The sequence below is a fragment of the Pectobacterium peruviense genome, assembly GCF_002847345.1.
GTDB classification, from domain to species: Bacteria; Pseudomonadota; Gammaproteobacteria; order Enterobacterales; family Enterobacteriaceae; genus Pectobacterium; species Pectobacterium peruviense.
In genome coordinates, this window is the sequence record NZ_LXFV01000001.1 from 526,421 (window position 1) to 551,353 (window position 24,933).

Below are 24,933 nucleotides of genomic sequence, written 5' to 3' on the forward strand. Positions count from 1 at the left end.
GAGATTTACCGTAGTGACGCGCAACAAAAATCCTTTTTTGTCCCATAAAAATGCCCGATATTACTATGGTAGTTATTACCATAGTAATATCGGGCAATCGCGTCAAACAATTCTCAGTATGACTTACTCAGACTTCGCCTTCTTCATCCATTCCGGCTTCTGGAACGCGTGGAACATGGAGTTTTTATCCGCAAAGAATGCGGCGAATTCTGGGGATTGAACGGCAGCTTTCAGATCCTGAGCAAACGGTTTGTCGGCATCTTCCGCACGCACAACGATCATGTTTTTCAGATCTTCCGGCAGCACATCTAACTGAATCGCGTCAGACAGATTCAGACCCGCAGAAATCGCGAAATTGGCATTAATCAGCGAACCGGTAACGCCGCCCAGCGCACGCGGTAGCTGTGCCGCTTCCAGTGGTTTAAAGACCAGCCCTTTCGGGTTTTCCGTGATATCACGCAGCGACGCTTTGGTCGGCGTAATGTCTGGATTGATCTTAATCAGGCCGTATTTTTGCAGGAAATCCAGCGAACGCGCCAGATTTGACGGATCGTTTGGCAACGTAATGATATCACCCGCTTTCAGTTCATTCAGCGAGCGGACTTTGTTGGAGTAAAAGCCCATGCTGGCCGTCGGCACGGTGATCACTTCCGCCAGTTTCAGCCCTTTATCCGCGCTGAAACGGTCAAGATAGCGGCGATTTTGGAACAGGTTGGCGTCGATACTATTGTTCGACAGCGCCAAATTCGGCTGGATGTAGTCGCTGAATTCGCGCACTTTCACCTCGTAGCCTTTTTTCACCATTTCCGGTTTGATCGCTTTCGTCACCATATCGCCATACGGGCCCGGCGATACGCCGATGGTGATTTCTTTGCCTGAGTCTGCTGCGTAAGCCTGAGAAATGCCCAACGCCAGCATGAGTGGAATAAGTTTTTTCAATCGCATCGTCGCGTTCCTGTCTGTCCGATTTAGTCAGTGTTAGCCGTTTTTCTAACGGCATTGTCGTTATATAGAGCAGCAACACCTGGTTAAGATCGAGATACCGGGAGCGACCACGGTGCGAGGTATCCCTACGGGAATCTCATCACCGTGTTTCTCCCTAAATCCACACTCTTATTCACAGTGCGACATCGCTCATTATTTTTCTCTATTTTTATGACGTTATTCCCTGGTGTTGGATAACGTTTTACTGCCTACATCACTAACTCTAAAATTTATTATTTAACAAATAGTTAAAACAAAAAGGTTTCCTGTCCGTAGCAATATTTGTCGTACAGTTCAGGGTTGATATCAAAGCCAATTCCCGGTTTATTTGGCACCGCGACACAGCTGTCGTTGTCTAATTCGACAAACGGCAGCATGAAGTCTTCATGCCAATAGCGGGAAGACGGTGGAATATCGTGCGCGTAGACAAAGTTCGGCAGCGTAGACACCGCAATGTTGTGCGCTTTACCGACCGCCGTATCCAGCATGCCGCCGCACCACACCGGAATATTGTGCGCCTGACAGTAGTCATGAATCAGCTTGGTTTCAGTAATACCGCCCACGCGCGCCACTTTGATATTGATGATTTTGGCGCTGCCCAGCTCTATTGCTTTACGAGCATCTTCTACCGACGCAATACTTTCATCCAGACAGATAGGCGTATTCACCGCCGCCTGAAGTTTGCGGTGGTCGATAATATCGTCGTGTGCCAGCGGCTGTTCAATCATCAGCAGATTGAATTTATCGATGCGCTTAAAGAAATCAATATCGTCCAGCGTGTAGGCGGAATTGGCATCCACCATCAGCGTAATATCACCAAACTCCTGACGCAGCGCCGCAATATAGTCGTAATCTTTTCCCGGCTTGATTTTTATTTTGATGCGCTTATAGCCTTCCTTCAGGAAATTATCGACCACGCTGACTAATTTATCGGGCATTTCCTGAATACCGATACTGACACCTGCTTCGACCTTATCCCGTACGCCACCCAGTAATTGATGCAGCGGTACGCCTTTTATCTTTGCGTAAGCATCCCAAATGCCACCTTCGATTGCCGCTTTAGCGCAGTTATTACGCTTTACCGGAGCGAAAATATCGCGAACCTGAGAAGGATGTTCAATATCTCCAGCCTGCTTAATCATCGGGATCAAGAAGTCACGCATAATATGCCAAGCGGTGACGTTGGTTTCTTCGTTATAAAATGGCAGGGAAATAGCGGAACAATCGCCATAACCAATCTGCCCACCTGCGTGAATTTCCGCGATGGAAAAGTGTTTTTCCGTCTGCGTCGCAAAGCTGGTGGTAAATGGCGTTTTGAGCGCCATTTTCATTTTTCGTAATACAATTTTGTCTATTTTCATGACATTTCTCTGCTGTCCTGAATAACGTATTCTGTCGCGGCTTAGCGGCGTTCGCGCTTATTCGCCCGTCGCGAGAGCATATCGCCCAGCGTTTGCACGACTTGCACCAGTACCACCAATGCAATGACCGTCACGACCATGACTTCGGTTTCATAGCGATAATAACCGAAGCGGATCGCCAGATCGCCGACACCGCCGCCGCCCACAATCCCAGCCATCGCCGAGTAACCGATCAGGCTAACCAGCGTGATCGTCAGGCCGCGTAATAAGCCTGCCAGAGCTTCAGGCAACAATACGGTAGCGATGATGCGCGTCGGGCTGGCACCAAAGGCTTCCGCCGCCTCCACAATACCCGGATCGACTTCACGCAGTGCGGAATCCACCAGACGGGCATAAAACGCAATCGCCGCTACCGACATCGGTACCGCCGCCGCCACGGGTCCTATCGTGTTCCCCAGCAGCAACTGTGTTAATGGCAACAGCAGCACCAGCAGGATCACAAACGGGATCGAGCGGATAATATTCACCAGAATGGTCGATATCAGATAAATAAAACGGTTCTGCCAAAACAAATGGCGATCGGTCACATAAATCGCGATACCTAATGGCAGGCCGAATATCACCGCACAAAGCGTTGAAATACACACCATCGTGAAGGTTTCACCGAAGGCAAAGACTAATTCACCGAATAACTCAGTCATTGATGACCTCCACCCCGAAGGTATTCTGTCGAATATAAGCAATAGCCGCAGCGAGATTCTCCGCTGCCGGATCGTCACGGTATGAAATTTGGGCGATGATATGTCCCAACGCGCGATCGTTAATGTATTCAATATTCCCGTGCAGGATATTCACCGATACTTGGAACTGCTGCGCAACATCGGATAATATCGGTTGTTCTACCGAATCATCGGCGAAGAGTATTTTCAGCAGGACGCCTTTATTATTTTGCTTAAAGCGTTCAGGTAATTCGACCGGTGTGGTATGGCTAACCAGCTGTTTAGTATAAGCGTGTTGAGGTGCAGAGAAGATCGTAAAAACCTCGCCCTCTTCCACAATATTTCCGCCCGTCATCACCGCCATGCGCTGACAAATACTTTTAATCACGCTCATTTCATGGGAAATCAGCACGATCGTGATACCTAACCGAGCATTAATACTTTTCAATAACGCCAGAATAGACGCCGACGTTTCCAGATCCAGTGCAGAGGTGGGTTCATCACATAGCAGCACTTCGGGATGGTTGGCAATGGCGCGGGCTATGCCCACACGCTGTTTCTGCCCACCACTCAACTGCGCCGGATACGAGGTCCCTTTATCCTGCAACCCGACCAGCGCCAGAATTTCCGGCACGCGCGAGGCAATCTCTTCTTTACTCTTGCCCGCGGCACGCAGGCTGAACGCCACGTTGTCATACACATTGCGGGTATGCATTAGATTAAAATGCTGAAAGATCATACCAATACGCTGACGATGCTGGCGCAGTTCGCGGCCAGAAGCATCGCTGATCAGCGTATCGCCAAGAAAAACGCGCCCTTCGGTTGGACGCTGCAATAAATTGATCGTTCGCAGCAGCGTACTTTTTCCCGCGCCGCTGGTGCCAACAATCCCAAAAACTTCACCCTGTTGAATGGTCAGGTTGACGTTGTTCACCGCCCTGGACTGTGCATCTTTACCGGCGGGAAAATCAACGCTCACGTTTTCTAACCGAATCATTACCTGACTCACTCCTGCTGTTACTGACTATTTTAAGAGATATAACGTTGGCATACGCAAGGTAGGCCTGTTTGATGTAGGGAAGCCTGTGTTCGTGGGTAAAATCATTTCGCATTAATGGGCGTTAAACCTATCCCACGGAACTGTTTCACTTGTTATGTTGAACAGAGATAGGCTCTTCATCGCCTTTTGGTATTGAGGAATAACCGGGCTATTTACAGCTGCCATTTTTGTTATAATTAGATTAATTTCTTATAAATCAATAAAATATTAAAAAATATTCTTCTGTTTAAATTAGAGAGAAATGAGCTTTGCGTCAATGATAAAAAAAGCAAATCACCCTTCTGTTTTTTAGAAACTCTTTTATGCCTTTTTCTTCTATATAGTCACTCGCTGCCTTTGTTTATCCCGTGGACGTTTACTGCATCACTAAACATAACAAATCATGATAATTCTTTGATAAGTATCTCAAAATATATCCTGAAACATTACCATCACAATCAGCGCCTAGCCTGATCCCGCACCGACAAACGTTTGTCTTCCCAATAAGGATGCCATCATGCGTTATCGCACGACTATGCTTGCGACGATCAGAGTGTTACCGATTGCCAGTCTTTTTCTACTACCGCTTTCCGGGATTGCCGCCTCACCCCAGCCGGACAACGCGACTATCAGCACCATTGTGGATTCCACCACGCAGGCCAGTAGCCGCCCTCACGTTATTGAACTGGAACAAACCATTCAGGCCGCACTGCGCAAAGCAATCCAAGGCGATGCGCCGCAGCTCACTCGTGCGCAGTTAGCACAGGCACAAGAAACGCCACAAATGGCGGATATCAACTGGCTGAACGCCAGCGGCTATGATTTCGCGGTCAAAGCCAACCAGCAGGCAGGCATTGCGCTACTGGAATCCTTCTCACACCTTTCTACCGATGTGTTGCAGCAAAACACGGCTATCGTGACACGCATTAACCGTGAAGCCACCACGGGACAACGTGAGCAAGCAGTCATCGATGCTGAAGGTCAGGGATATCTCTATTATCTGGCGGATGCGCTAGGCCCGAGGCTGGGCAAGGTATTTATCACCGCCTATAACCACGGTGAAATACGGAAGGCCGCCGTGTTACTCAAGCTATCGGGCGTCAGCACGTCCGCCGCCAAGCTGCATTTCAACTATCCTCGCCCTTTTCTACAGCCAAATAACACCATTCATCTGGTGCCGGATACTGCCGTGATCGGCGATAACAAACCCTATACCGCAACCGGTGGCGCGTTTCCGAGCGGCCATACCAACACTGGCTATACCGATGCCCTACTGTTAGCGGAAATGATCCCTGAACGCTTCGTCCCGCTAATCGATCGCGGCGCACGCTATGGCTATTCACGCGTCGTGCTGGGCGTCCATTATCCATTGGACGTGATAGGTTCACGGATGATTGCCGAACGCAACGTGGCCCACTACCTCAACGACCCACAGTATCGTCGGCTGTTTGAACAGGCCAAGACCGAGTTACGCAGCGCGTTAGAGAAAGCCTGTGGCACCACGTTGAGCGCTTGCGCCAAAAATGCCCCGCAGGACGATCCTTACGCGGCACCGCAAATGAAAACGTTTTATCACTACACCATGACATACGGGCTGCCTGCTCAGCCTGGCGTTGCGTCTACGGTTAGCGTTCCCGAAGGTGCTGAGGTGCTGCTCGACGCCGTGCTGCCGCAGCTTTCTGCCGCCCAACGCAGAGATTTGATGATGAAAACTGCGCTAGCCGATGGCTACCCACTGTCCGGCGCACCGGGTGATAACGGTACGCAGAATTTCTGGCAGCGCCTCAATCTCCACGAGGCCGTGCAGTTGGCTCAACATCGTTAATTGTTCCCCCCTTTTCCTTCGCGTTTTCTCACGCGGGGGAAAAGGGGGGGATTAGAATATAAAAGTTAATAACGGAAATTCATTATCCGCATTATTTTATCCACTTTCCATTTTGTTTCATTTTTCTTAAAAATCAGCCGTCCTACTTTTTTAAAAAAGCACCACTCTGGCAACGACATCACGCCATAATGATGATTTCATGACTTTACCTTCATAATTATTTCCTTCACTTAGCTGTAACGCTAACTTTCCGGCTAGGATAATATTTTAATTATTATTTATCATTCAGCATAGAATATCGAACGTTTTGTAAAGCAATGTCAGTTACTGCTATCGCAAGCCCTCTAATGCCATTTTAAAATTTTAGTTCATCCCGATATAAATATTCTATTTCTCGCGTCGATATAAAAACACCGTCCCTTACCTAGGGATAATTTAGAGGTACTTATGAGCATTAAATTTAAATTAATTTCGGTTATGGTGTTAATGGCATTATTGCTTTTGGTTGTCTCTTTTACCGGCTTGTTTGGCATGAACAATACCAATCAGTCGATGAAAACCCTGTATCAGGATCGACTGATCGCGCTGGGTTACCTGGATAATATAACCAGACAGGTGAATAGCGTGATGTTTGAAATTGCCAGCGTTGATCTCTCGCAGCCAAACAATGTCAAAGCAGGACTGGCGCACATCGCAGAAGCACAAAAAATTTATGATGCGCAATGGGATTTATACAGTAAGACTTATTTAACTGGCGAAGAAAAAACACTAGAAGAACAGTTTGCCATTTTGTACAAACAGTACAATGAAAAAGCCGTTATTCCTGCCATTAATGCAATACAGAAAAATGATACTGCCGCATTAGAATTTATTATCAATCACACATTAAAAAGCGAATATGAACCCCTACAGAAAATTGCCGATCAGCTGATTAAATTACAATCTGATGTTGGTCAAGAACTCTATTCCGAATCACAGGATAGTTTCAATAAACTATTATTTTCTGTAGTGATTATCCTTCTGGCGGGAATCATTATTGTTGCGTTATCAGGCTGGCGGTTGATTATGTCAATTGCCGTACCGATAAAAAATGCCGTGGAGTTAGCAAGAAAAGTAGCGAGTGGCGATCTAACGCATCGCATCGCCATTACCTCGCGCGATGAAATGGGTCAACTGCAAACCGCGCTGCGGGAAATGGTGTTGAATCTGACGGATATTGTAGAGCGCGTACACAGTAACGCCGACATTATTGCGACAGCATCCAGCCAGATTAGCAGCGGCAATATCGATCTTTCCTCCAGAACCGAACAGCAGGCCAGCTCACTGGAAGAGACGGCGGCATCAATGGAACAGATGACCTCCTCCGTCAAACAGAATGCAACGCATGCCTCTCATGCCAGCCAGTTGGCAACAACCGCCTCACAGCGCGCGGTTGATGGGGGCAAGATGATGGGTGACGTCACATCCGCGATGCAACAGATGGTGTCATCCGCAGAGAAAATAACCAACATTATCGGCGTGATCGACGGCATTGCTTTCCAAACCAACATCCTCGCACTGAACGCCGCGGTGGAAGCCGCTCGCGCGGGAGAACAAGGCCGAGGCTTTGCCGTCGTCGCGGGAGAAGTCCGCACGCTGGCGCAACGCAGTGCAAACGCGGCCAAAGAGATTAAAAGCCTGATCGGGACATCTGTCGAACAGGCAAATCTTGGCCACACTATCGTCATTGACGCTGGCAGCACGATTCAAAGCGTGGTGGAAGACATAAAACGCGTCGCGTCGCTCGTGACCGAAATTTCCACCGCCAGCAATGAGCAAAGTCTGGGCATTGGGCAGATTAATACCGCCATTTCACAGATGGAAACGGTGACGCAGCAAAACGCCGCACTGGTTAACGAAGCCGCCGCTGCCGCAGGTTCATTGTCCGAACGGGCCGGTGAACTCAGTCATGCCGTGGCGGCGTTTCGTATCTAACGCCCTGTCTTTTTCATGGCACCCGCGCAATCGATTATCTTCGCGCGTGGGTGCCGATTACCGCTAATACGTCACTCAGCGTGGTTAAAAAGACATCCGCGTGTTCTTCCAGAAACACCAGCGGTGGGCGAATTTTCAGTATGTTCGCAGCTGGCCCCGTCGCGCTGATGAGCACGCCGCGTTGACGCATCGCATTCACCACCTGCAACGCGGATTCACTTGCTGGTGCTTTACTTTCGCGATCGCTAACCAGCTCCACGCCAATAAACAGGCCGTAAGCCCGAATATCACCCATCAGCGGGAAATGCTGCGCCAGTTGCTGTAACCCTTGCCGCAGATAATCACCCACCCGCTGGGCATTCTGCTGCAACTGCTCTTCACGAATCACCCGCAGCACCGCGTGTGCAGCCTGGCAGGAAACCGGATTGCCACCAAAGGTATTGAAATAGCGCACATCTCGACCAAAGGCGTCGAACAGCGCGGAACGCCCAACCAACCCAGCGATGGGATACCCGTTGCCCATCGGTTTCCCCAGACTCACCAAATCCGGGACGATATTGTGGCGCGCAAAGCCCCACAGCGATTCCCCGGTGCGTCCAAAACCCGGCTGCACTTCATCCGCAATAAACAGCCCACCCGCCTGACGAATCAACGCCGCCGCCTGCGCCATTTCACCTTCCGGCGCACAGAACACGCCATCACTGGAAAAAATCGTATCCACCAGCAACGCCGCAGGGCGAATACCTTCCTGCTGCATCTGCGCCAACGCCTCACGAATGCTGGTAAGAAATGCACCTGGCTGACGATAAGTGTCCGGTGCGTCGATCAGCTTCACATGACTACCGCGCGCCACGCCATCCCCCAGCGACGGTGACAGTTCCGCCAGTGCGCTGGTTACCCCGTGATACGCCCAGCGCGTCACCAGCACCCCCGTCCCGCCTGTGGCATGCCGTGCAATACGTAAAGCCAGATCGTTAGCCTCACTGCCGGTGCAGGTCAGCATCACATTGTTCAATTCAGCGGGGAATTCGCTCAGTAAATCTTCCGCAAAATCGACAATCGCGTGGTGCAAATAACGCGTGTGGGTATTGAGCTGTGCGCTCTGTCGCGCCATCGCTTCAACCACCGCGGGGTGGCAATGCCCGACCGAAGCCACATTATTGTAGACATCCAGATAACGTTTCCCCTGATGATCGAACAGCCACACGCCCTCACCGCGTGCAACGTGCAGCGGTTCTTCATAAAACAGGCGGTAACCGCAGCCCAGTACCCGCTGACGGCGCGCCAGCAACGCGTCTGTCGCTGTCATTTCAGGCGTCATTCCTTTCTGGTTCATCGTACATTCTCCGGGCAAACCTGCTGTAGACGAGTCAAAAACTGCGCATGGGAATAGGTCGCAATGCGCTGCAAACTGTGCCAACAGCGCGGCACATTACGCAGCAGATACTCACGATTTTCGGGGTAGCGTGATGCACGCCACTGCGCGATGGTCAGGGTCAACGCCATGCGGGTCGCTATCAGATCGGGCAACAGAGCGATCTCCTCCGGCGCTAATGGAATACGTTGGTGATACGCCGCAACAAACGGCACAACATGCTCCAACAGATCCGTCCCATCACCAATCTGGTACGCCAGCGCCGTCGCGACTTCGCAGATTAACGGGGCGAATACCGCATCACCAAAATCGATAATGCCGGTAACCCGCGTCGGCGACGAACCATCCACTAACACGTTATGCGGATTCAGATCGTTATGAATGACCTGACGGCGTAGCGTCGTCAACAGCGGCGCGACATGGCTGTCATAACGATCAAAAATACGCTGAAGATGCTGATACTGCTGCGGTTCAGAAACGAAATCGAGGTAAGGACGCACCTGCTCCGCACGGCTGATATCCCACAGCAGCGAACGGTTTGCCGCAGGATGTGTAAAGCTGTGAAGTGCGTTATCCAACTGCGCCAGCGTGCTCCCCAACTGCGGCATCAGCGCCGTTGATGGTGAGGCCAGATACTGCGGCATTCCAGCCAGATAGCTCACGAGCCGCACACGCAGCAGTACGCCATCGATCTCAACGCCGGTTTCCGGTTGACCCGCTTTTGTCAGCCTGATACGCGGTACGGGCAGCTCAGGTGCCTGACGCGCAAGATGCAACAGCAGTGCGGTTTGAAAATCGCTGACGTCGGCGGGTTCTGCCGCGTTGATGACTTTCAACATGTAGCATTCGTCTGGCGTGACCGTCAGACAGAAATTCACATCGCGCTCGCCCTGAAGCAGCGACATCTGCCCGGACAAGCCATATTCTTGCTGCGCAATCGCCAACGCTTGCTGGCAGGAAACCTGCGGTACGGCCTGCGTCATTAATTCGTCGTCATGCGGCGAAGCCTCGGCAAATACAGGCTGATTAGACGCCGGGTGCGGGAATGCTGGAAAGAGTGCGATAAGTCGTCCGTCAGACATGCTGCCCTCCATTAACGTGAATCTCCGCGCCGTTGACATAAGAAGCACCGGACGTACAGAGAAAATAGATCAGGCTGGCCACTTCTTCGGGCTTACCTAAGCGCTGCATCGGCACCTGCCGCTCAATGATGGCGTCCGTACCGGGCGACAGAATCGAGGTTTCAATTTCTCCCGGCGCAATCGCATTCACACGAACGCCGTGCGGACCAAAATCAAATGCCATTTCTCGCGTCAACGCAGACAGCGCCGCTTTTGAAGTGGCGTAGGCCACACCCGCAAAGGGATGAACGCGCGAACCGGCAATCGAAGTCACATTGATGACGCAGCCCTGTGAAGCCTTGAGTTCATCGAACAGGCCGTTTGCCAATAGCGCACAGGAAAACAGGTTAACGTTGAAGACGCGCAGCCAGGTCGCATAGTCCGTATCGCGGACGCCCAGACGTTGGCCGCCTTCCCCTTTTGGCGAAATCCCCGCGTTATCGACCAGCGCATCCAACCGCCCACCCAGCTTTTCCTTAATCAGCGGCAACGTCTGTTGCAGGCTGTCGATATCTTCCAAATCGAGATGAATATGGTTGAGCAACTTTTCTGCCCACGGGCACTCTTCCGCCCAGTTCTGGCGTGAAGCGGTAAAGATCCGCCACCCCGCCGCGTGGAAATGCTTAACGGTAGCATGCCCGATTCCCCGGCTGGCACCGGTCAGCAATAACGTTTTTTGCGCTGTCATACCGAACCTCCTGAACCCTGTTACACAATAATCTTTTTATACGACACACATCAAAATGGTGTTTGATGCATCATGATTTTGGTTTTAAAAAAAGCTGAAAAAATTTCAGCGAAAAAACCGTTCTTTTCCTTTCACCACTATATGCACACTAGTGTGGAGGTTTCGTGCGCTACAGCACTGCCATTTCATGCTACCTCGTAGCACGCGCCCGACACAGGGCGGCTCAATCGCCGTCGCCCTGTGAACCCTGGCTTCCGGCTAAATTATGCCGCTTCGCGATGCCTTCGTCGGTATCTGGCTTAACGGACCACTTGCGACACGCTTACTCGCCCCATAAATGGGGCTCGCCTTACGGGCCAGCACAAGTGCTGTTCAAAAACGTCTCTGACGTTTTTGTCCGACGTGGCGCAAGCTTTCGCCGCGTCCATGCGGCTCATCCTAAGCCTGATATCTCCTCAGCATAATTTTTTACGCCGGATAACAACCACCCCTCATTGCGCTCTACATTAATTACGTGAAAAAAACAGTACGCGAAGGGAAAAATAAAGTATCAAATGCGCACGAAAATAATCCATACACCAAGCGCTTCTGATTATCCCCCACTCCGTAACCGCTCCGAACGACGGCGTAAAATCTCCATCACGATCAGTAGGATAAGTGCCGCACCGACCATCATTGTCGCGGCGGCGGCTATCGTTGGGTCGAGGTTTTCACGAATGCCAGCAAACATCTGTAGCGGCAGCGTGCGCTGGCGCGGGCTGGCCAGAAACAGCGTGACAATGACCTCATCAAACGACGTTGCGAAAGCAAAGAGCGCACCGGAAAAGACTCCCGGCGCAATCAGCGGAAACGTCACCTTGCGGAAAGCCAGCAGCGGCGAAGCACCCAAACTGGCAGCCGCACGCGTCAGGTTGTGATCGTAGTTCTTCAATACCGCCGTGACCGTAATCACCACGAACGGCACGCCCAGCATCCCATGCGCCAACACCAACCCCAGATAGCTGTTCAGCAGCGACAGTTTGGCGAAGAAGAAAAACATCCCTACCGCGACAATCACCACAGGTGCAATCATCGGCGAAATCAGTACCGCCATCACCAGCGATTTGCCACGAAATTCACCACGTACCAGCCCGACTGACGCTAATACGCCGAGCACCGTCGCCAACAGCGTCGCCAGCGGTGCAATCAGCAGGCTGTTGCCCAGCGCGCCCAGCCACTCGCTAGAGTTGAAAAACTCGCGATACCAACGCAGGGAAAATCCCGTCAGCGGATAGCTCAGAAACGACCCCGCATTAAACGAAAGCGGAACAATCACCAGCACAGGGACGATTAAAAACAACAGCATCGCCGCACCGTAGAAATTAAAGAACGTGTTCCACAGTCGGATACCCACTTCACCCTGCTGTCTCATTTGTTATCTCCCCAGAATAAGGTTATGGATATCGTACTTAGTGCGCCGCCGCTTCCGCATTGGTGCGCGTCACGCGGATGTAAACCACGTACAGGAGCGTCACGATGATCAACAGTTGCGTACCCAGCGCGGCCGCCATTCCCCAGTTCATGGTGGTATTGGTGAAGAACGCGACAAAGTAGCTCAGCATTTGGTCGCTTGGCCCACCCAACAGCGCTGGCGTAATGTAGTAGCCAATCGCCATCATGAAGACTAGCAGCGCCCCCGCAGTCACACCCGCGTAAGTTTGCGGCACGTAAACCCGCCAAAACGCAATAAACGGATGCGCACCCAGCGAGATCGCCGCACGCACATAGTTCGGGGAAATGCCTTTCATTACCGCGTACAACGGCAGAATGAAAAACGGCAGCAGGATGTGGGTCATCGAGATATAGACACCGATGCGGTTGAACACCAGCACCAGCGGTTCATCAATAATCCCGGAGCCAATCAGCGAACGGTTGATCAACCCACCGGACTGCAACAGCACAATCCAGCTCGCCGTCCGTACAATCAGCGATGTCCAGAACGGCAGCAAAACCAGAATGAGTAGCAGATTAGCGCGGTTAGACGGCTGTTTTGCCAGCCAGTACGCCAGCGGATAGCCCAGCCCCACGCACAGCAGCGTCACGACACCCGCCATCAGCAACGTGCGCAGCAGCACGTCCACATACAGCGCCTGATCGGCAGGAAGCGGAACGATTTGCTGGGTAGTGGCATCAACTTTATGGTCAAACACCGCCAGCAGGTAATAGCTGGTGAAAGGCCGCGCAGCACGATCGAACGTTTGCCAGGTCGCCAGCTCTCCCCACATCGGCTGTTCACGTATCAGTTGGTCACGCACATCGCTGCTGCCCTCAGCGGGCAGCTTACGCAATGTGCGGGTAATCAGCGTGCGATATTCTGACCCTTCATACCCTAACCGTTTAGTGATCGAGCTTAACTTGCCGCTGCTGCGTGCATCACGCAGATCGCCGACCAGCGCCCGAAAGACCGCCTCATCCGGCACACCGTTACCCGACCAGAGCCGCATAGCGGCAATGGTCTGTGGCATGTTGTCGCGCAATTCTGGATTGGAGACGCTTTTCCCCAAAATCGAGGTGATCGGGAAGAGAAAACTCACCACGATAAACAGAAACAGCGGTGCAATCAGCAGCAGAGAGCGTTTCTTATAGGCTTTCTGCGCGATCCACAGTTGCTGCTTCAAGGTTGAATTTTCTTCGTTTCCGCCAGGCGGTACAGCGGCGACGATATCACTCTGGGACATAGGCTCTTTCTCCATCATCACGTACGGTAAATCACTGCAACTTTATTGGGCAGCCCAGGCGTTGAAGCGTTGTTCCAGCTCTTCACCGTGATCGATCCAAAACTCAGTGTCTACTTGCAAGGCCTGTGCCAGATTATCTGGAGCCGTTGGCAGATTGGCGGCAACAGCCGGAGCCAGCAGGCTGGTGGTCTTGACGTGTGTCGGGCCATAAGGGATGTTCTCGGCGAACACCTTCTGGTTTTCCGGCTGGTTGGCAAACGCAATAAACTGCTCCGCCAGTGCCTTATGCTTGGAACCTTTAACAATCGCCCAACTATCCAGATCGTAAATGCTGTCGGCCCAGACAATCTTGAAGTCATGCCCTTCTTTCTGTGCGGCTGAGACGCGACCGTTGTAGGCAGACGTCATCACCACATCGCCCGACACCAGCCATTGCAGCGGTTGCGCACCAGATTCCCACCATTGGATATTCGATTTGATCTGATTCAGTTTCTTAAAGGCACGCTCGACACCCTCTGGCGTCGCCAGCACCGTGTAGAGATCTTCACGCTTCACGCCATCGGCCAGCAGCGCGATTTCCAGCGTAAATTTGGCGCTTTTACGCAACGCACGCTTGCCGGGATAATCTTTCACATTCCAGAAATCGGCCCAGCTTTTCGGTGCCTGTTTCAGTTTCTCTGCGTTGTAGGTCAAGACGGTTGACCACAGGAAGATCCCCGCGCCGCACTCGGTGACTGCGCCTTTGACAAACTGGGATTGATCGCCCAGTTTTGACCAATCCAGCGGCTCGAACAGCCCTTCGCTACAGCCGCGCACCAGCTCTGGGCCTTCGACTTCCACGACGTCCCAGCCCACTTGTCCGGTTTCTACCATCGCCCGGATACGCGCCATTTCGCCGTTATACTCACCGGCTTCTACCGTACCTTTGCCCGCAGCGGCGAACGGTTTGTAAAACGCCTTATCCTGCGCATCTTTGTTCAAACCACCAAATGAGATCACCGTGACAGATTCCGCCTGCGCCTGACAGGCCATCGTCACCAGAAAAGCCGTCGCCGCGATTTTTTTCAGCGCCTGACGCGTGAACAGTCCCTTTGCTTTGGAGGAAGTATTGAGTTTGGACATTGCTTTGCTCCTGGAGTGGTAGTCAACGTAAAGGTCAAATGCGAATCACAATTTTGCACACGCTATTTCGTGCATTACACTCTTGATGCATCATGTGTCAAAATAATCATGCAAAAGAATATGAGCATAAACTGTGCCAATTCAAAAATTTTATTGATGTTTTACTGCTGTGGCGGCGGGAACGGCGATGAGGAACATCAGGGGGACGCAGTGTTGCTTTATGCCTGACTGTATTTCGCCATTTTTGCCATATTGTGGTGCAATCCATCTTGCCTTGCACCACCCAGACGCATTGCGCGTCTGTTGCACGCATGCCGACATTCACTGCCGACACGCGCTGCTTACCGACTATCGGGATGAAAACCTTATCGGGAAAGATCGACGCAAAGGTATTTCATTTCCAGATAGTCTTCGATACCGAAACGTGAGCCTTCACGGCCCAATCCAGACTGCTTCACCCCGCCAAACGGCGCGACTTCATTCGAGATCAATCCGGTATTGATGCCAACCATGCCGTAGTCCAGCGCTTCCGGCACCGTCCACTGGCGTACCGCGTCGCGCGTGTAGACATAGGCTGCCAGACCGAACTCGGTATCGTTCGCCATCGCAATCACCTCGGCTTCATCGCTAAAGCGGAACAGCGGTGCAACTGGCCCGAACGTCTCTTCACGCGCAAAACGCATCTCGCGGGTCACATCGCCGACAATCGTTGGTGTGAAGAACGTGCCACCTCGTTCGTGGCGTTGACCGCCCAGCAATAGCGTTGCCCCGTGCGATAATGCATCGGCAATGTGCTGCTCGACTTTGCTGACCGCATCGTTATCAATCAGCGGCCCCTGCGTCACGCCGGGCTGCGTACCGTCGCCCACGTTTAACTTACGCACTTCCTCGATCAACCGTTCTACCAGCGTCGGGTAAATCCCGTTCTGCACATAGATCCGGTTAGCACAGACGCAGGTCTGCCCGCTGTTACGGAATTTGGAGGCTAAAATGCCTTTCACTGCCTGATCCACGTCGGCATCATCAAACACGATAAACGGCGCGTTGCCCCCCAGCTCCAGCGACAGTTTTTTCACCGTTGGCGCACTCTGCGCCATCAGGATGCGCCCGACTTCCGTGGAACCGGTGAAGCTCAGCTTGCGCACCACAGGGCTATCACACAGCACCTTACCGACAGATTGTGCATCGCCGACAATCACCTGCAACACGCCGCGCGGAATACCCGCCTGCTGCACCAATTCTGCCAGCGCCAACGCGGTAAACGGCGTCTGCTCCGCAGGTTTAACGATCATCGTGCAGCCCGCCGCCAACGCGGGACCGACCTTACGGGTGATCATCGCCGCGGGGAAATTCCACGGCGTAATCGCTGCGCACACGCCGATGGGCTGCTTAATCACCATCAGGCGCTGCTGCCCCTGCGGCGATTGCAGCACGCTGCCTTCAATACGTTTAGCTTCTTCCGCAAACCAGTCGATAAAACTGGTGGCATAGGCGATTTCGCCCCGCGCTTCCGCCAGCGGCTTTCCCTGTTCCGCCGTCAGCAGCACAGCCAGATCGTCCTGATTGTCCATAATCAGGCGTGCCCACGCCTGCAATAGCGCGGCTCGTTCTTTTCCCGTCTTCTTGCGCCACTCAACCAGCGCCTGTTCTGCGGCGGCAATGGCCTGCTCGGTTTGTGACACCGTCACCAGAGGCACTGTGCCCAGTACCTCGCCCGTCGCTGGATTGGTGACATTCAGGCGTTCACCGTTTTGGCTATCCAGCCACTCGCCGTCAATCAGGCAGTGTTGACGGAATAACGCTTGTTGTTTCAGTGAAATAGACTGTTTTAGTTGCATAGCTTCTCTTCTATCGTGTTAATACGCGCGTCAGGATATTCATCGCCTTGCTGAACTGCTCATCGGGAACCGTCAGCGGATACAGGAAACGAATCACGTTGCCATGCACACCGCAGGTCAGCAACAGCAAGCCTGCTTCTAACGCGCTTTTCTGAAATTGGCGGGTAATCTCTGCCGAGGGTTTACCCGTGTTCGGATCGCTAAATTCAGCCGCAACCATCGACCCTTGTGCACGAATTGCCACCAGTGCTGGACACTGCGCTTTCACATTCTCCAGCGTTTCTACCAGTGCCGCCCCCAGCCGCTGCGCCCGTTGGCACAATTTTTCTTCTTCAATCACATCCAATACCGCCAGCGCCGACGCGACCGACAGCGGGTTACCCGCATACGTACCGCCCAGTCCACCCGGCGATGGCGCATCCATCACCTCAGCACGGCCGACCACGCCAGAGATCGGGAAACCGCCGCCCAGACTTTTCGCCATGGTGATCAGATCCGCTTTCTCCGCATAATACTCCATCGCAAACAACTTACCGGTACGCGCAAAGCCCGTCTGTACTTCATCGGCAATCAGCAGGATGCCATGCTCATCGCACAGCTTACGCAGCCCGTTGATAAAGGCAGGTGGTGCGACATGAAAACCGCCTTCGCCCTGTACCGGTTCCAGAATAATCGCAGCAACCTGATCGGCAGCGATGTCGGTATGCATCAGACGTTCGACGCTTTCCAGTGCCTGTTCAACGGTGATGCCCGTCTTCTCATTCGGATACAGCGCGTGAAAAATGGAACCGGGGAACGGGCCAAATCCCGTGGAGTACGGTGCCACTTTGCCCGTCAGCGTCATGGTCAGCAGCGTGCGACCGTGGAACGCCGCGTTGAAAGCGATTACGCCAGGACGCTTGGTGTAAGCACGGGCGATTTTCACCGCGTTTTCCACCGCTTCTGCTCCAGTGGTAAAGAACGTGGTTTTTGCCGCACCTTGAATCGGTGCCAACACGTTAATACGCTCGGCCAATGTGACATAGCTACCGTAAGGCACAATCTGATAGGCCGTATGGGTAAAGCGATCCAGCTGTTCACGCACCGCAGCGACAATTTTCGGGTGACGATGCCCGGTGTTCAGCACCGCAATCCCGGCAGCGAAATCGATAAACTCGCGCCCTTCCACATCCCACAAGGTGCTGTTTTCGGCACGCTCAGCATAGAAATCACACATGACACCTACACCACGCGGTGTGGCGGCCAGACGGCGTTGATTCAGTTCGCTATTCTTCATTGTCTGCTCCGGTATCCCAAATACATCTGTTATTAGTTGAAGATGTCATTTAGACGCGAGATGGTTCTATAATCCAGTGCCAGTTTTGAATATTTGAAGGATCCACTTTGCGCTCACTCCTGACCGACTTATTGCTTCAGCGTTTAGCCAACCAGCAGGATGGCGCACTGAACAAGCGTTTATACGACAGCATTCGGCTCGCGATTCTTGACGGCGCGATTGCCGCAGGCGTTCGTCTACCGTCGTCACGCGATTTGGCGCAGCAGCTCGCGTTGTCACGCAATACCGTGCTAACGGCTTACGAACAGCTATTGGCTGAAGGCTATATCGAGGCGCGCAAAGGAAGCGGGACCTTCGTCACGGAACAGTTGCCCGACGGCAACATGCAGCCCGTGAATAGCGACAATGCGGGGGAAATGCGGGAGCCTAAACATGAGCTTTCGCGTCGCGGTATGCATCTGCTGGGTTATGCCGGTGCCTCCGTCCGCCAATGGGGAGCATTTATGCCCGGCATCCCCGATATCGCCAGTTTCCCGCATGATTTATGGCGGCGTATTCAGACGCGGTTGACGCGGCGCGTTCGTCCTGAACAACTGTCTTATTCGCCTATTGGCGGCTGCCCCGAACTCCAGTTGGCGCTGGTGGACTACCTGCGCGTCGCTCGTTCCGTCGAGTGTACACCGGAGCAGATTCTGATTACTGAAGGCACCCATCAGGCGATGGATCTGCTCGCCAAAATGCTGTGCAATCCCGGTGATTTGGCATGGATTGAAGATCCCTGCTATTGGGGGATTCGCAATGTTCTGACGATTAACGGCCTGCGCATTGCTCCAGTCGATGTGGATGAACAAGGGCTAGTGCCGCCGGATACCCTGTTGCCCGACGCCGCACCGCGTTTGATTTGCGTGACACCGTCACATCAGTATCCGCTGGGTGCAGTGATGAGCCTGGCACGTCGTCAACGACTGCTGGCACTGGCACAGGAGCACGGCTGCTGGGTGGTGGAAGATGATTACGATAGCGAGTTTCGCTTTTCTGGCAGCCCAATCCCCGCACTGCAAGGGCTACAGGCGCAATCACCGGTGATCTACATCGGTACATTCAGCAAAACGCTCTACCCCGGCCTGCGCGTCAGTTACATGGTGCTGCCGCCGCTGCTGGCGCAGTCTTTGAAGACGGCACATTCCGAGCTTTATCGGGGAGGACATTGGCTAACGCAGGCAACGCTCGCGCAGTTTATCCGTGAGGGCCACTACGCCGCGCACATCCGCCGCATGCGCCTGTTGTATGCCAAACGCCGTGCGTTATTGACATCGCTGATCGAACAGCATCTGGGGGCGGATTACGTCGGAGATAACAGTAATGCCGGTCTGCACATGCTGCTTAGCCTGCCGCCCCACGTTGATGATGTTGTGCTGAGCGCCGCCATCCTACGCCGTGGCGTGATGGTCAAACCGCTTTCCAGCTACTACCTGCAACCGACGCAGCAGCGCGGTTTATTGCTGGGCTATGCCAGCATCGAAGAACCTCAAATGGAGCAGGCTTTCGCTGTGATTGTGACGTGTATTCAGGCGCTGAATACGCATGATTTGAACGCCTGACGGGGTGCATTTTTATAGGGCACAGCGATACAGCATGCTCGCACCATTAGAGTGCCACCTATCCATGACGCGCCCCATTACAGGGCATTCATCGTAGCAAGCGACGGCATTTTTGCCTGTCGTAGTATGACAATCCTCAGCTCTCTCGTATCCGGCATGGTTTATGCATCCTTATGAATAACAGTGACTGCCGGAGAGTGAAAAAATGAGAAATTATGTCAGCTTCAAGAACGTTCAGAAGACCTACGACGGCGACCGCCTGATCGTCAAAAACCTGAATCTGGATATTCGTGAAGGTGAATTTCTGACCCTGCTTGGGCCGTCCGGCTCGGGAAAAACCACCAGTTTGATGATGCTCGCCGGGTTTGAAACCCCAACGCAGGGAGAAATCCTGCTGCGCGATGCACCGTTGCATCATCTCCCGCCGCATCAGCGCGACATCGGCATGGTGTTTCAGAACTACGCACTGTTTCCACACATGACTGTGGCGGAGAATCTGGCGTTTCCGCTGTCCATCCGCCGTCTAAACCGCGTCGATATCAAAGAGAAAGTCGATCGCGTGCTGGATCGCGTAAAGCTGACTAGCCTAGCCGATCGCTACCCCGCACAGATGTCCGGCGGCCAGCAGCAGCGTGTGGCGCTGGCTCGCGCGCTGGTCTTCGAACCGAAACTGGTGCTGATGGATGAACCACTGGGTGCGCTGGATAAGCAACTACGCGAGCATATGCAGTTAGAAATCAAAGAGCTGCATCAATCGCTGGAATTAACCGTGGTGTACGTCACCCATGACCAGAGCGAAGCGATGACGATGTCCAACCGCGTCGCCGTGTTTAACGACGGCGTGATTCAGCAGATGGACAGCCCTAGCGATATCTACGAAAAACCGGAGAATGCGTTTGTGGCGCAGTTTATCGGCGAAAACAATACGCTGCTCGCCACGCGCGCCGAGGCCGAAGGCGCGTTCTACCGGGCAACGCTAGACGACGGCACATCGCTGCGTGCGCTGAAAGTCCGCCCCAGCTCGCCGGGTCGTAAAATCACACTCTGCATTCGGCCGGAACGTATTCACGTCAACGCGGCTCATACCGACGACACAATGCAGCATGTCAAAGCCCGCATTCAGCAGTTCATCTATCTGGGCGATCACGTCAGGATGATGACGGAAGTCGCAGGCCAGCCGCAGTTTATGGTGAAACTCCCTGCTAACGAGATTCAGCCGCACTGGAAAGCGGGCACCGAAGTCAACCTGTCGTGGCAGCCAGAGCACCTGCGCGCGCTGGATAGCATCATCACGCATTAATGGTGACGCATTAACCTCTTTCGTATTAGCCACTTTCCAGACCCATTCACCGGGCGCAATGTGCGCCCGTCTCACTGATTTCCAGCCCACACTATTGTATATCTCGCTAACAGACACACGGCTGAACTCACGACCTCATGGATATACTGTGCTTTATCATCGCGTTAACCCCGATCACATTATCTCCTGGAGCCAGTTTTACGCTGGCAATGAATAACGCAACCAGTGGGGGAATACACGCCGTATCGCGCATTATTATCGGTACTGCGCTGGGTATTTATACACATAGCTTACTGGCAAGTATTGGTCTCGCAGGGCTGCTATCCTTTTACCCTACGATCATGCATACCATTACCGCGATTGGTACGGGTTATTTGCTCTACTTAGCGTTTCGTTTGATAGAGAGTGGGTTGCGGGAGAAAAGTACAACCTCATGCAACAGCAGCAGAGTGGGTATCAAAGAGGCCTATTTGGCAAATGTTCTGAATATTAAAGCGATCCTACTTTATGTCACTATTGTTCCGCTGTTTGTGAATACCAAAGGCACCTCACCCGTGTCGCTTGCGTCCTACCTAACACTCGCTACCCTACACATTGTAATGATGTCGGCCTGGCTGCTATTTTCAGCACAGTTACTTATCCGCTCATCAGGCAGAATCAACCCCATTGCGTTGAAAAAAAGCATTAATATTGGTGGAGGGATCGTGCTGGTTGTTCTGACACTCTCTCCCTATATCTCAACTTATTTTTACTAGAGATAATATTCCCGCCGAAGTTAAGGCCATCGACCGAATCGATGTCTACTCGCGTCGCCGTGATTCAGCAGATGGACAGCCCCAGCGTTCTCTACGCGTTAACCATAATCGCTTTCCTCACTACCATGCACAAACAGCCTGAAGTTTGACGGATATATACTGGCCTTATTTTTAAGCAATAAAATATATACTAAAAAAGCATCTTGTGGATAAAAACAAAAGCAGCTTATATGTCATAGTATTTTAGATAACTCCATGTATTTTTTGAATAGACAGGAGGGAAACTCTCGTTAAATGAGGGTTTTATTTACCACAGCAACAACCCTGCACCATCGTAGGATGAATCCAACCAGAAATAAAATAGTAAAATGATAAAAAGGTTTTTTCATTATGCTTTCAAAATATAATAACCCGCCCATTATAAAAACATTTTATCGCCCCATCGAAGTGGCTATTCGGTGGAGTCATTTAATGTCGTCAGAATCTGAAATACTTAAAAAACTCGATGAAGACCCCCTGTTTTTTTTACATTACGCGTATCAAACATGGCCAAAATTGTCGTTAAATCAAGAAAGAGTGATTGATGGGCTTATCAATGGGGAATTGCGTCATAGCAAACGAGGGGTTACTAGTTTGACACCGGTAGACTTAAACGATCCAGATTTATCTATTCGACATGTCGATCTAAAAAACTGGATGATGTCATATTATCCGAACGAAAAGCCCGATTTTTTATTTTCCCCAGAAGAACGATTAACCCCGATAACAATAAACATGAATTCGGTGCAAATATTGCTAGCCGAATTAGAGGTGATGCGTATAAAAAATACCGCTCTTGAAGTTCAGCGAAATAATATAAAAAGCGATTATCTTTCACTAAACGCTACTTACGCATCAGTGATGATGCACCCTACACAACCCATACTCGGGGAGCGTAGTGAAAGTACGTATCTGACGATTATTGGCGCGTTAATCAGCCTATATAACCAACGCTCACCATCAGGCAAGGCCTATACACTTTTTAACTCTCAGGACGCTGTGATTTCTGCCTTAATTGCGCATTATGGCGATAAAAGAGGGATTTCCAAAAGCACGCTTGAAAGTAAGTTCGCTCAGGCAAAACGCCAGCTCAATGGCACGTAGTTCCTACCCTTGCCAGGGTCCAATCCACCCCAGTTAAGGTGAAAGCCGTATACTCTTTTTTGCATAGTAGGTTATCCGCATCATTCTATTACGCCATAGGGATAATCTACTATCATGCATAAACAGGATCGTTTTGTATTAGCGTATCGCCCATCATTTCACGCCCAGCGAATCTCACCGACCAGTAGAAAATCGCTAGTATCATCTTTTGTATTTCGCATGCCCTGCTTTCTCATTCTGCTGTGGACACTCACATTCAGCCCCCCAGGTGTTGCCTTAACGATCGCAGAAACACGACATCTGATAGATCGTACCGGATTTGGCACAACCCCACAGGATATTGAACGTTTCAACGATATGACGCGGGAGCAAGCCGTGGACTATCTACTGGGCACGCTCAATGCGCCTTTTTACACGCTTCCCCCGACTTTCGTGCAGCAACCTCATCCAGATTACTGGCAGGAAGGTTGGCGAGAGCAGAAAATGATTTTTTTCCGTATCAACGAAATTAACCAGCTACAGGCTTGGTGGGTACAGGAAATGATCCTTACTCCCACTCCTTTTGCCGATCGTCTCACGCTGTTCTGGCATAACCATTTCGTTTCCCGGTTTGACAATACCCTCATCACCGCGCCTTTTTTCGATCAGCTCACGCTATTTCGTCAAGCGGGTAGTCAGAGCTTTCGCCTTTTGGCACGAAAAATACTGCAAGATCCCATGATGCTCAGCGGGTTGGATAACACGTCCAATACACGCCAACATCCTAATGAAAATCTTGCTAGAGAATTAATGGAGCTCTTTACCCTGGGAGAGGGTAACTACAGTGAAAATGATGTCAAACAGGTTGCCAAGATTCTGGCAGGGCACGGTGTAAACGCCACGCAACAATGGCGTTATCAATTTGACGCCAGCGCAGCGGTATCCGGCGAAAAAATGCTGCTCGGCCAGAAAATTCAAGGAACGCCCGATGAAGAACTCGATCAACTTGTCGATGTTTTGTTGTCGCAACCCCAAACGGCAACGCGTCTGGCGGGGAAATTCTACCGAGCGTTTATTTCGTTAGAGGACGACCCTGAAACAGTATCGGTATTAGCGCAAGTGCTACGCAATCATGACTATGCGATGAAACCGTTCATGCGAGCATTGCTGCTCAGTCCCGCGTTTTGGCACGAACACCATCGTGGATCATTGGTCAAATCCCCATTGGATCTGATCGTCGGCTTTTCTCGCACGCTGTCACTGGTGTTACCCGATCAACACATCCTACTGGATTATCTCCAAAATTTGGGACAGAGCCCGTTTATGGCCCCCTCCGTAGCGGGATGGGAAGAAGGCACCGCCTGGCTTGATGGGAAGACACTGGTCGATCGTACCAGAGTGTTAACCCGGCTGTGGTCCGCGATAGAAAGCTCGCCGCTGACTGACAATACGAAGCTAATCGTGCGTTTTTCATCCGAAAGCCGTGGACTTCCTGCACGTTTTATCGTTACCGCGAATGGGCAACAGCTTGCCAGAATTACCGCCAAGCTCGGAGCAGATACCCGGCAAGAACAAGCGTCCAACGAACCGGGAAATCTGAAACCGATGTGGGAAACTGTCGCCATTCCACTCCCCAATGCGTCTGCGGTATTGGAAAATGTCACTATTACGATGGATGCTGATGAACCCGACACCCATTTATTTATCAATTGGATTTCCTTCAAGGGCTATCGTTTTTCCCCCTATCAGGCCAGTTGGATCATTCCGAATGGTTCTTCCTGCCTTGCCGACTCACCGTTAGGATCTTTTTACTGTAACTTAAGTTTATCTTTTGACCTCACCACCCCAATCAGGAGCGAAGCAGCCAGCCTGATCGATCGGCACGCTCCGCTCAACGCCAATATCGAATACGGTACGGGTCGCCTGAGGCCGCAATTTAGCCAATCGGGAAACCGACTCCCCGCCAGCATCACGCCTTATACCCGCATACCTGTTGATTCACTACTGGCTACCACACCTTTCGGGCAGCCCGTGCCACCGGATAACAGTGCCACGGCCTTAAAGGCACTGACGCTTGATCCCGCATTTAATCTGAAATAGATAAGGACATCTGCTT

Annotated in this window: 19 protein-coding genes; 7 read left to right on the forward strand and 12 right to left on the reverse strand. The window is 51.9% G+C overall.

Going from position 1 to position 24,933, the window contains the following annotated elements; genetic code table 11:
• Window positions 1–123 precede the first annotated feature (123 nt).
• The 4 genes from A0G03_RS02365 to A0G03_RS02380 form a co-directional block, all read right to left on the reverse strand.
• Window positions 124–945 (reverse strand): MetQ/NlpA family ABC transporter substrate-binding protein, encoded by an 822-nt coding sequence (locus tag A0G03_RS02365; protein WP_048259951.1) that lies wholly within the window; start codon window positions 943–945, stop codon window positions 124–126.
• A gap of 287 nt (window positions 946–1,232) precedes the next feature.
• Window positions 1,233–2,345: an o-succinylbenzoate synthase gene (gene menC, locus A0G03_RS02370; protein WP_048259950.1), complete on the reverse strand. Its 1,113-nt coding sequence runs from the start codon at window positions 2,343–2,345 to the stop codon at window positions 1,233–1,235.
• Between the two features lie 41 nt (window positions 2,346–2,386).
• Window positions 2,387–3,046 (reverse strand): methionine ABC transporter permease, encoded by a 660-nt coding sequence (locus tag A0G03_RS02375; protein WP_048259949.1) that lies wholly within the window; start codon window positions 3,044–3,046, stop codon window positions 2,387–2,389.
• Window positions 3,039–4,061: a methionine ABC transporter ATP-binding protein gene (locus tag A0G03_RS02380; RefSeq protein ID WP_048259948.1), complete on the reverse strand. Its 1,023-nt coding sequence runs from the start codon at window positions 4,059–4,061 to the stop codon at window positions 3,039–3,041. Before A0G03_RS02380 ends, A0G03_RS02375 begins: the two co-directional genes overlap by 8 nt.
• Window positions 4,062–4,620: 559 nt before the next feature.
• Between A0G03_RS02380 and A0G03_RS02385 the strand changes: the two genes are divergently transcribed.
• Entirely contained in the window at window positions 4,621–5,928 is a 1,308-nt protein-coding gene (locus tag A0G03_RS02385) for an acid phosphatase (RefSeq protein ID WP_048259947.1), read from the forward strand.
• A 447-nt stretch (window positions 5,929–6,375) separates the two neighbouring features.
• Complete coding sequence (locus tag A0G03_RS02390; protein WP_048259946.1) at window positions 6,376–7,902, forward strand: methyl-accepting chemotaxis protein; 1,527 nt, start codon at window positions 6,376–6,378, stop codon at window positions 7,900–7,902.
• Between the two features lie 34 nt (window positions 7,903–7,936).
• Here the strand turns inward: A0G03_RS02390 and A0G03_RS02395 are convergent, their stop codons facing one another.
• The 8 genes from A0G03_RS02395 to A0G03_RS02430 form a co-directional block, all read right to left on the reverse strand.
• A complete protein-coding gene (locus A0G03_RS02395; RefSeq protein WP_048259945.1) occupies window positions 7,937–9,238 on the reverse strand; it encodes an aspartate aminotransferase family protein in 1,302 nt (433 codons plus the stop codon).
• Window positions 9,235–10,359: a phosphotransferase gene (locus A0G03_RS02400; RefSeq protein ID WP_048260544.1), complete on the reverse strand. Its 1,125-nt coding sequence runs from the start codon at window positions 10,357–10,359 to the stop codon at window positions 9,235–9,237. Before A0G03_RS02400 ends, A0G03_RS02395 begins: the two co-directional genes overlap by 4 nt.
• A complete protein-coding gene (locus tag A0G03_RS02405) occupies window positions 10,352–11,086 on the reverse strand; it encodes an SDR family NAD(P)-dependent oxidoreductase (protein WP_048259944.1) in 735 nt (244 codons plus the stop codon). Before A0G03_RS02405 ends, A0G03_RS02400 begins: the two co-directional genes overlap by 8 nt.
• Before the next feature lie 592 nt (window positions 11,087–11,678).
• A complete protein-coding gene (locus tag A0G03_RS02410; RefSeq protein WP_048259943.1) occupies window positions 11,679–12,497 on the reverse strand; it encodes an ABC transporter permease in 819 nt (272 codons plus the stop codon).
• 37 nt (window positions 12,498–12,534) lie between these two features.
• Complete coding sequence (locus A0G03_RS02415; RefSeq protein ID WP_048259942.1) at window positions 12,535–13,803, reverse strand: ABC transporter permease; 1,269 nt, start codon at window positions 13,801–13,803, stop codon at window positions 12,535–12,537.
• Between the two features lie 42 nt (window positions 13,804–13,845).
• Window positions 13,846–14,925 carry an ABC transporter substrate-binding protein gene (locus A0G03_RS02420; RefSeq protein ID WP_048259941.1) on the reverse strand — a complete coding sequence of 360 codons (1,080 nt, stop codon included), beginning with the start codon at window positions 14,923–14,925 and terminating at the stop codon, window positions 13,846–13,848.
• 365 nt (window positions 14,926–15,290) lie between these two features.
• A complete protein-coding gene (locus A0G03_RS02425) occupies window positions 15,291–16,763 on the reverse strand; it encodes an NAD-dependent succinate-semialdehyde dehydrogenase (RefSeq protein ID WP_048259940.1) in 1,473 nt (490 codons plus the stop codon).
• 10 nt (window positions 16,764–16,773) lie between these two features.
• Window positions 16,774–18,039 (reverse strand): 4-aminobutyrate--2-oxoglutarate transaminase, encoded by a 1,266-nt coding sequence (locus A0G03_RS02430; protein WP_048259939.1) that lies wholly within the window; start codon window positions 18,037–18,039, stop codon window positions 16,774–16,776.
• 107 nt (window positions 18,040–18,146) lie between these two features.
• On the opposite strand from A0G03_RS02430, the gene pdxR reads away from it, so the two are divergent.
• From pdxR to A0G03_RS02455, 5 genes are all read left to right on the forward strand, one after another.
• Window positions 18,147–19,640, forward strand: coding sequence for a MocR-like pyridoxine biosynthesis transcription factor PdxR (gene pdxR, locus A0G03_RS02435; RefSeq protein WP_048259938.1), 1,494 nt, complete (start codon window positions 18,147–18,149; stop codon window positions 19,638–19,640).
• Window positions 19,641–19,845: 205 nt separating this feature from the next.
• Window positions 19,846–20,940, forward strand: coding sequence for an ABC transporter ATP-binding protein (locus A0G03_RS02440; protein WP_039292101.1), 1,095 nt, complete (start codon window positions 19,846–19,848; stop codon window positions 20,938–20,940).
• A 137-nt stretch (window positions 20,941–21,077) separates the two neighbouring features.
• Window positions 21,078–21,695 (forward strand): LysE family translocator, encoded by a 618-nt coding sequence (locus A0G03_RS02445; RefSeq protein WP_011093612.1) that lies wholly within the window; start codon window positions 21,078–21,080, stop codon window positions 21,693–21,695.
• A 471-nt stretch (window positions 21,696–22,166) separates the two neighbouring features.
• Entirely contained in the window at window positions 22,167–22,838 is a 672-nt protein-coding gene (locus tag A0G03_RS02450; RefSeq protein WP_223250556.1) for a hypothetical protein, read from the forward strand.
• Between the two features lie 219 nt (window positions 22,839–23,057).
• Entirely contained in the window at window positions 23,058–24,917 is a 1,860-nt protein-coding gene (locus A0G03_RS02455) for a DUF1800 domain-containing protein (RefSeq protein ID WP_226302339.1), read from the forward strand.
• Window positions 24,918–24,933: the final 16 nt, after the last annotated feature.

What these genes read in the sequence shown, in the direction of transcription:
- A0G03_RS02365 (WP_048259951.1), bottom strand. Translation starts at nt 945, where the DNA reads ATGCGATTGAAAAAACTTATTCCACTCATGCTGGCGTTGGGCATTTCT.
- menC (WP_048259950.1), bottom strand. Translation starts at nt 2,345, where the DNA reads ATGAAAATAGACAAAATTGTATTACGAAAAATGAAAATGGCGCTCAAA.
- A0G03_RS02375 (WP_048259949.1), bottom strand. Translation starts at nt 3,046, where the DNA reads ATGACTGAGTTATTCGGTGAATTAGTCTTTGCCTTCGGTGAAACCTTC.
- A0G03_RS02380 (WP_048259948.1), bottom strand. Translation starts at nt 4,061, where the DNA reads ATGATTCGGTTAGAAAACGTGAGCGTTGATTTTCCCGCCGGTAAAGAT.
- A0G03_RS02385 (WP_048259947.1), top strand. Translation starts at nt 4,621, where the DNA reads ATGCGTTATCGCACGACTATGCTTGCGACGATCAGAGTGTTACCGATT.
- A0G03_RS02390 (WP_048259946.1), top strand. Translation starts at nt 6,376, where the DNA reads ATGAGCATTAAATTTAAATTAATTTCGGTTATGGTGTTAATGGCATTA.
- A0G03_RS02395 (WP_048259945.1), bottom strand. Translation starts at nt 9,238, where the DNA reads ATGAACCAGAAAGGAATGACGCCTGAAATGACAGCGACAGACGCGTTG.
- A0G03_RS02400 (WP_048260544.1), bottom strand. Translation starts at nt 10,359, where the DNA reads ATGTCTGACGGACGACTTATCGCACTCTTTCCAGCATTCCCGCACCCG.
- A0G03_RS02405 (WP_048259944.1), bottom strand. Translation starts at nt 11,086, where the DNA reads ATGACAGCGCAAAAAACGTTATTGCTGACCGGTGCCAGCCGGGGAATC.
- A0G03_RS02410 (WP_048259943.1), bottom strand. Translation starts at nt 12,497, where the DNA reads ATGAGACAGCAGGGTGAAGTGGGTATCCGACTGTGGAACACGTTCTTT.
- A0G03_RS02415 (WP_048259942.1), bottom strand. Translation starts at nt 13,803, where the DNA reads ATGTCCCAGAGTGATATCGTCGCCGCTGTACCGCCTGGCGGAAACGAA.
- A0G03_RS02420 (WP_048259941.1), bottom strand. Translation starts at nt 14,925, where the DNA reads ATGTCCAAACTCAATACTTCCTCCAAAGCAAAGGGACTGTTCACGCGT.
- A0G03_RS02425 (WP_048259940.1), bottom strand. Translation starts at nt 16,763, where the DNA reads ATGCAACTAAAACAGTCTATTTCACTGAAACAACAAGCGTTATTCCGT.
- A0G03_RS02430 (WP_048259939.1), bottom strand. Translation starts at nt 18,039, where the DNA reads ATGAAGAATAGCGAACTGAATCAACGCCGTCTGGCCGCCACACCGCGT.
- A0G03_RS02440 (WP_039292101.1), top strand. Translation starts at nt 19,846, where the DNA reads ATGAGAAATTATGTCAGCTTCAAGAACGTTCAGAAGACCTACGACGGC.
- A0G03_RS02445 (WP_011093612.1), top strand. Translation starts at nt 21,078, where the DNA reads ATGGATATACTGTGCTTTATCATCGCGTTAACCCCGATCACATTATCT.
- A0G03_RS02450 (WP_223250556.1), top strand. Translation starts at nt 22,167, where the DNA reads ATGTCGTCAGAATCTGAAATACTTAAAAAACTCGATGAAGACCCCCTG.
- A0G03_RS02455 (WP_226302339.1), top strand. Translation starts at nt 23,058, where the DNA reads ATGCCCTGCTTTCTCATTCTGCTGTGGACACTCACATTCAGCCCCCCA.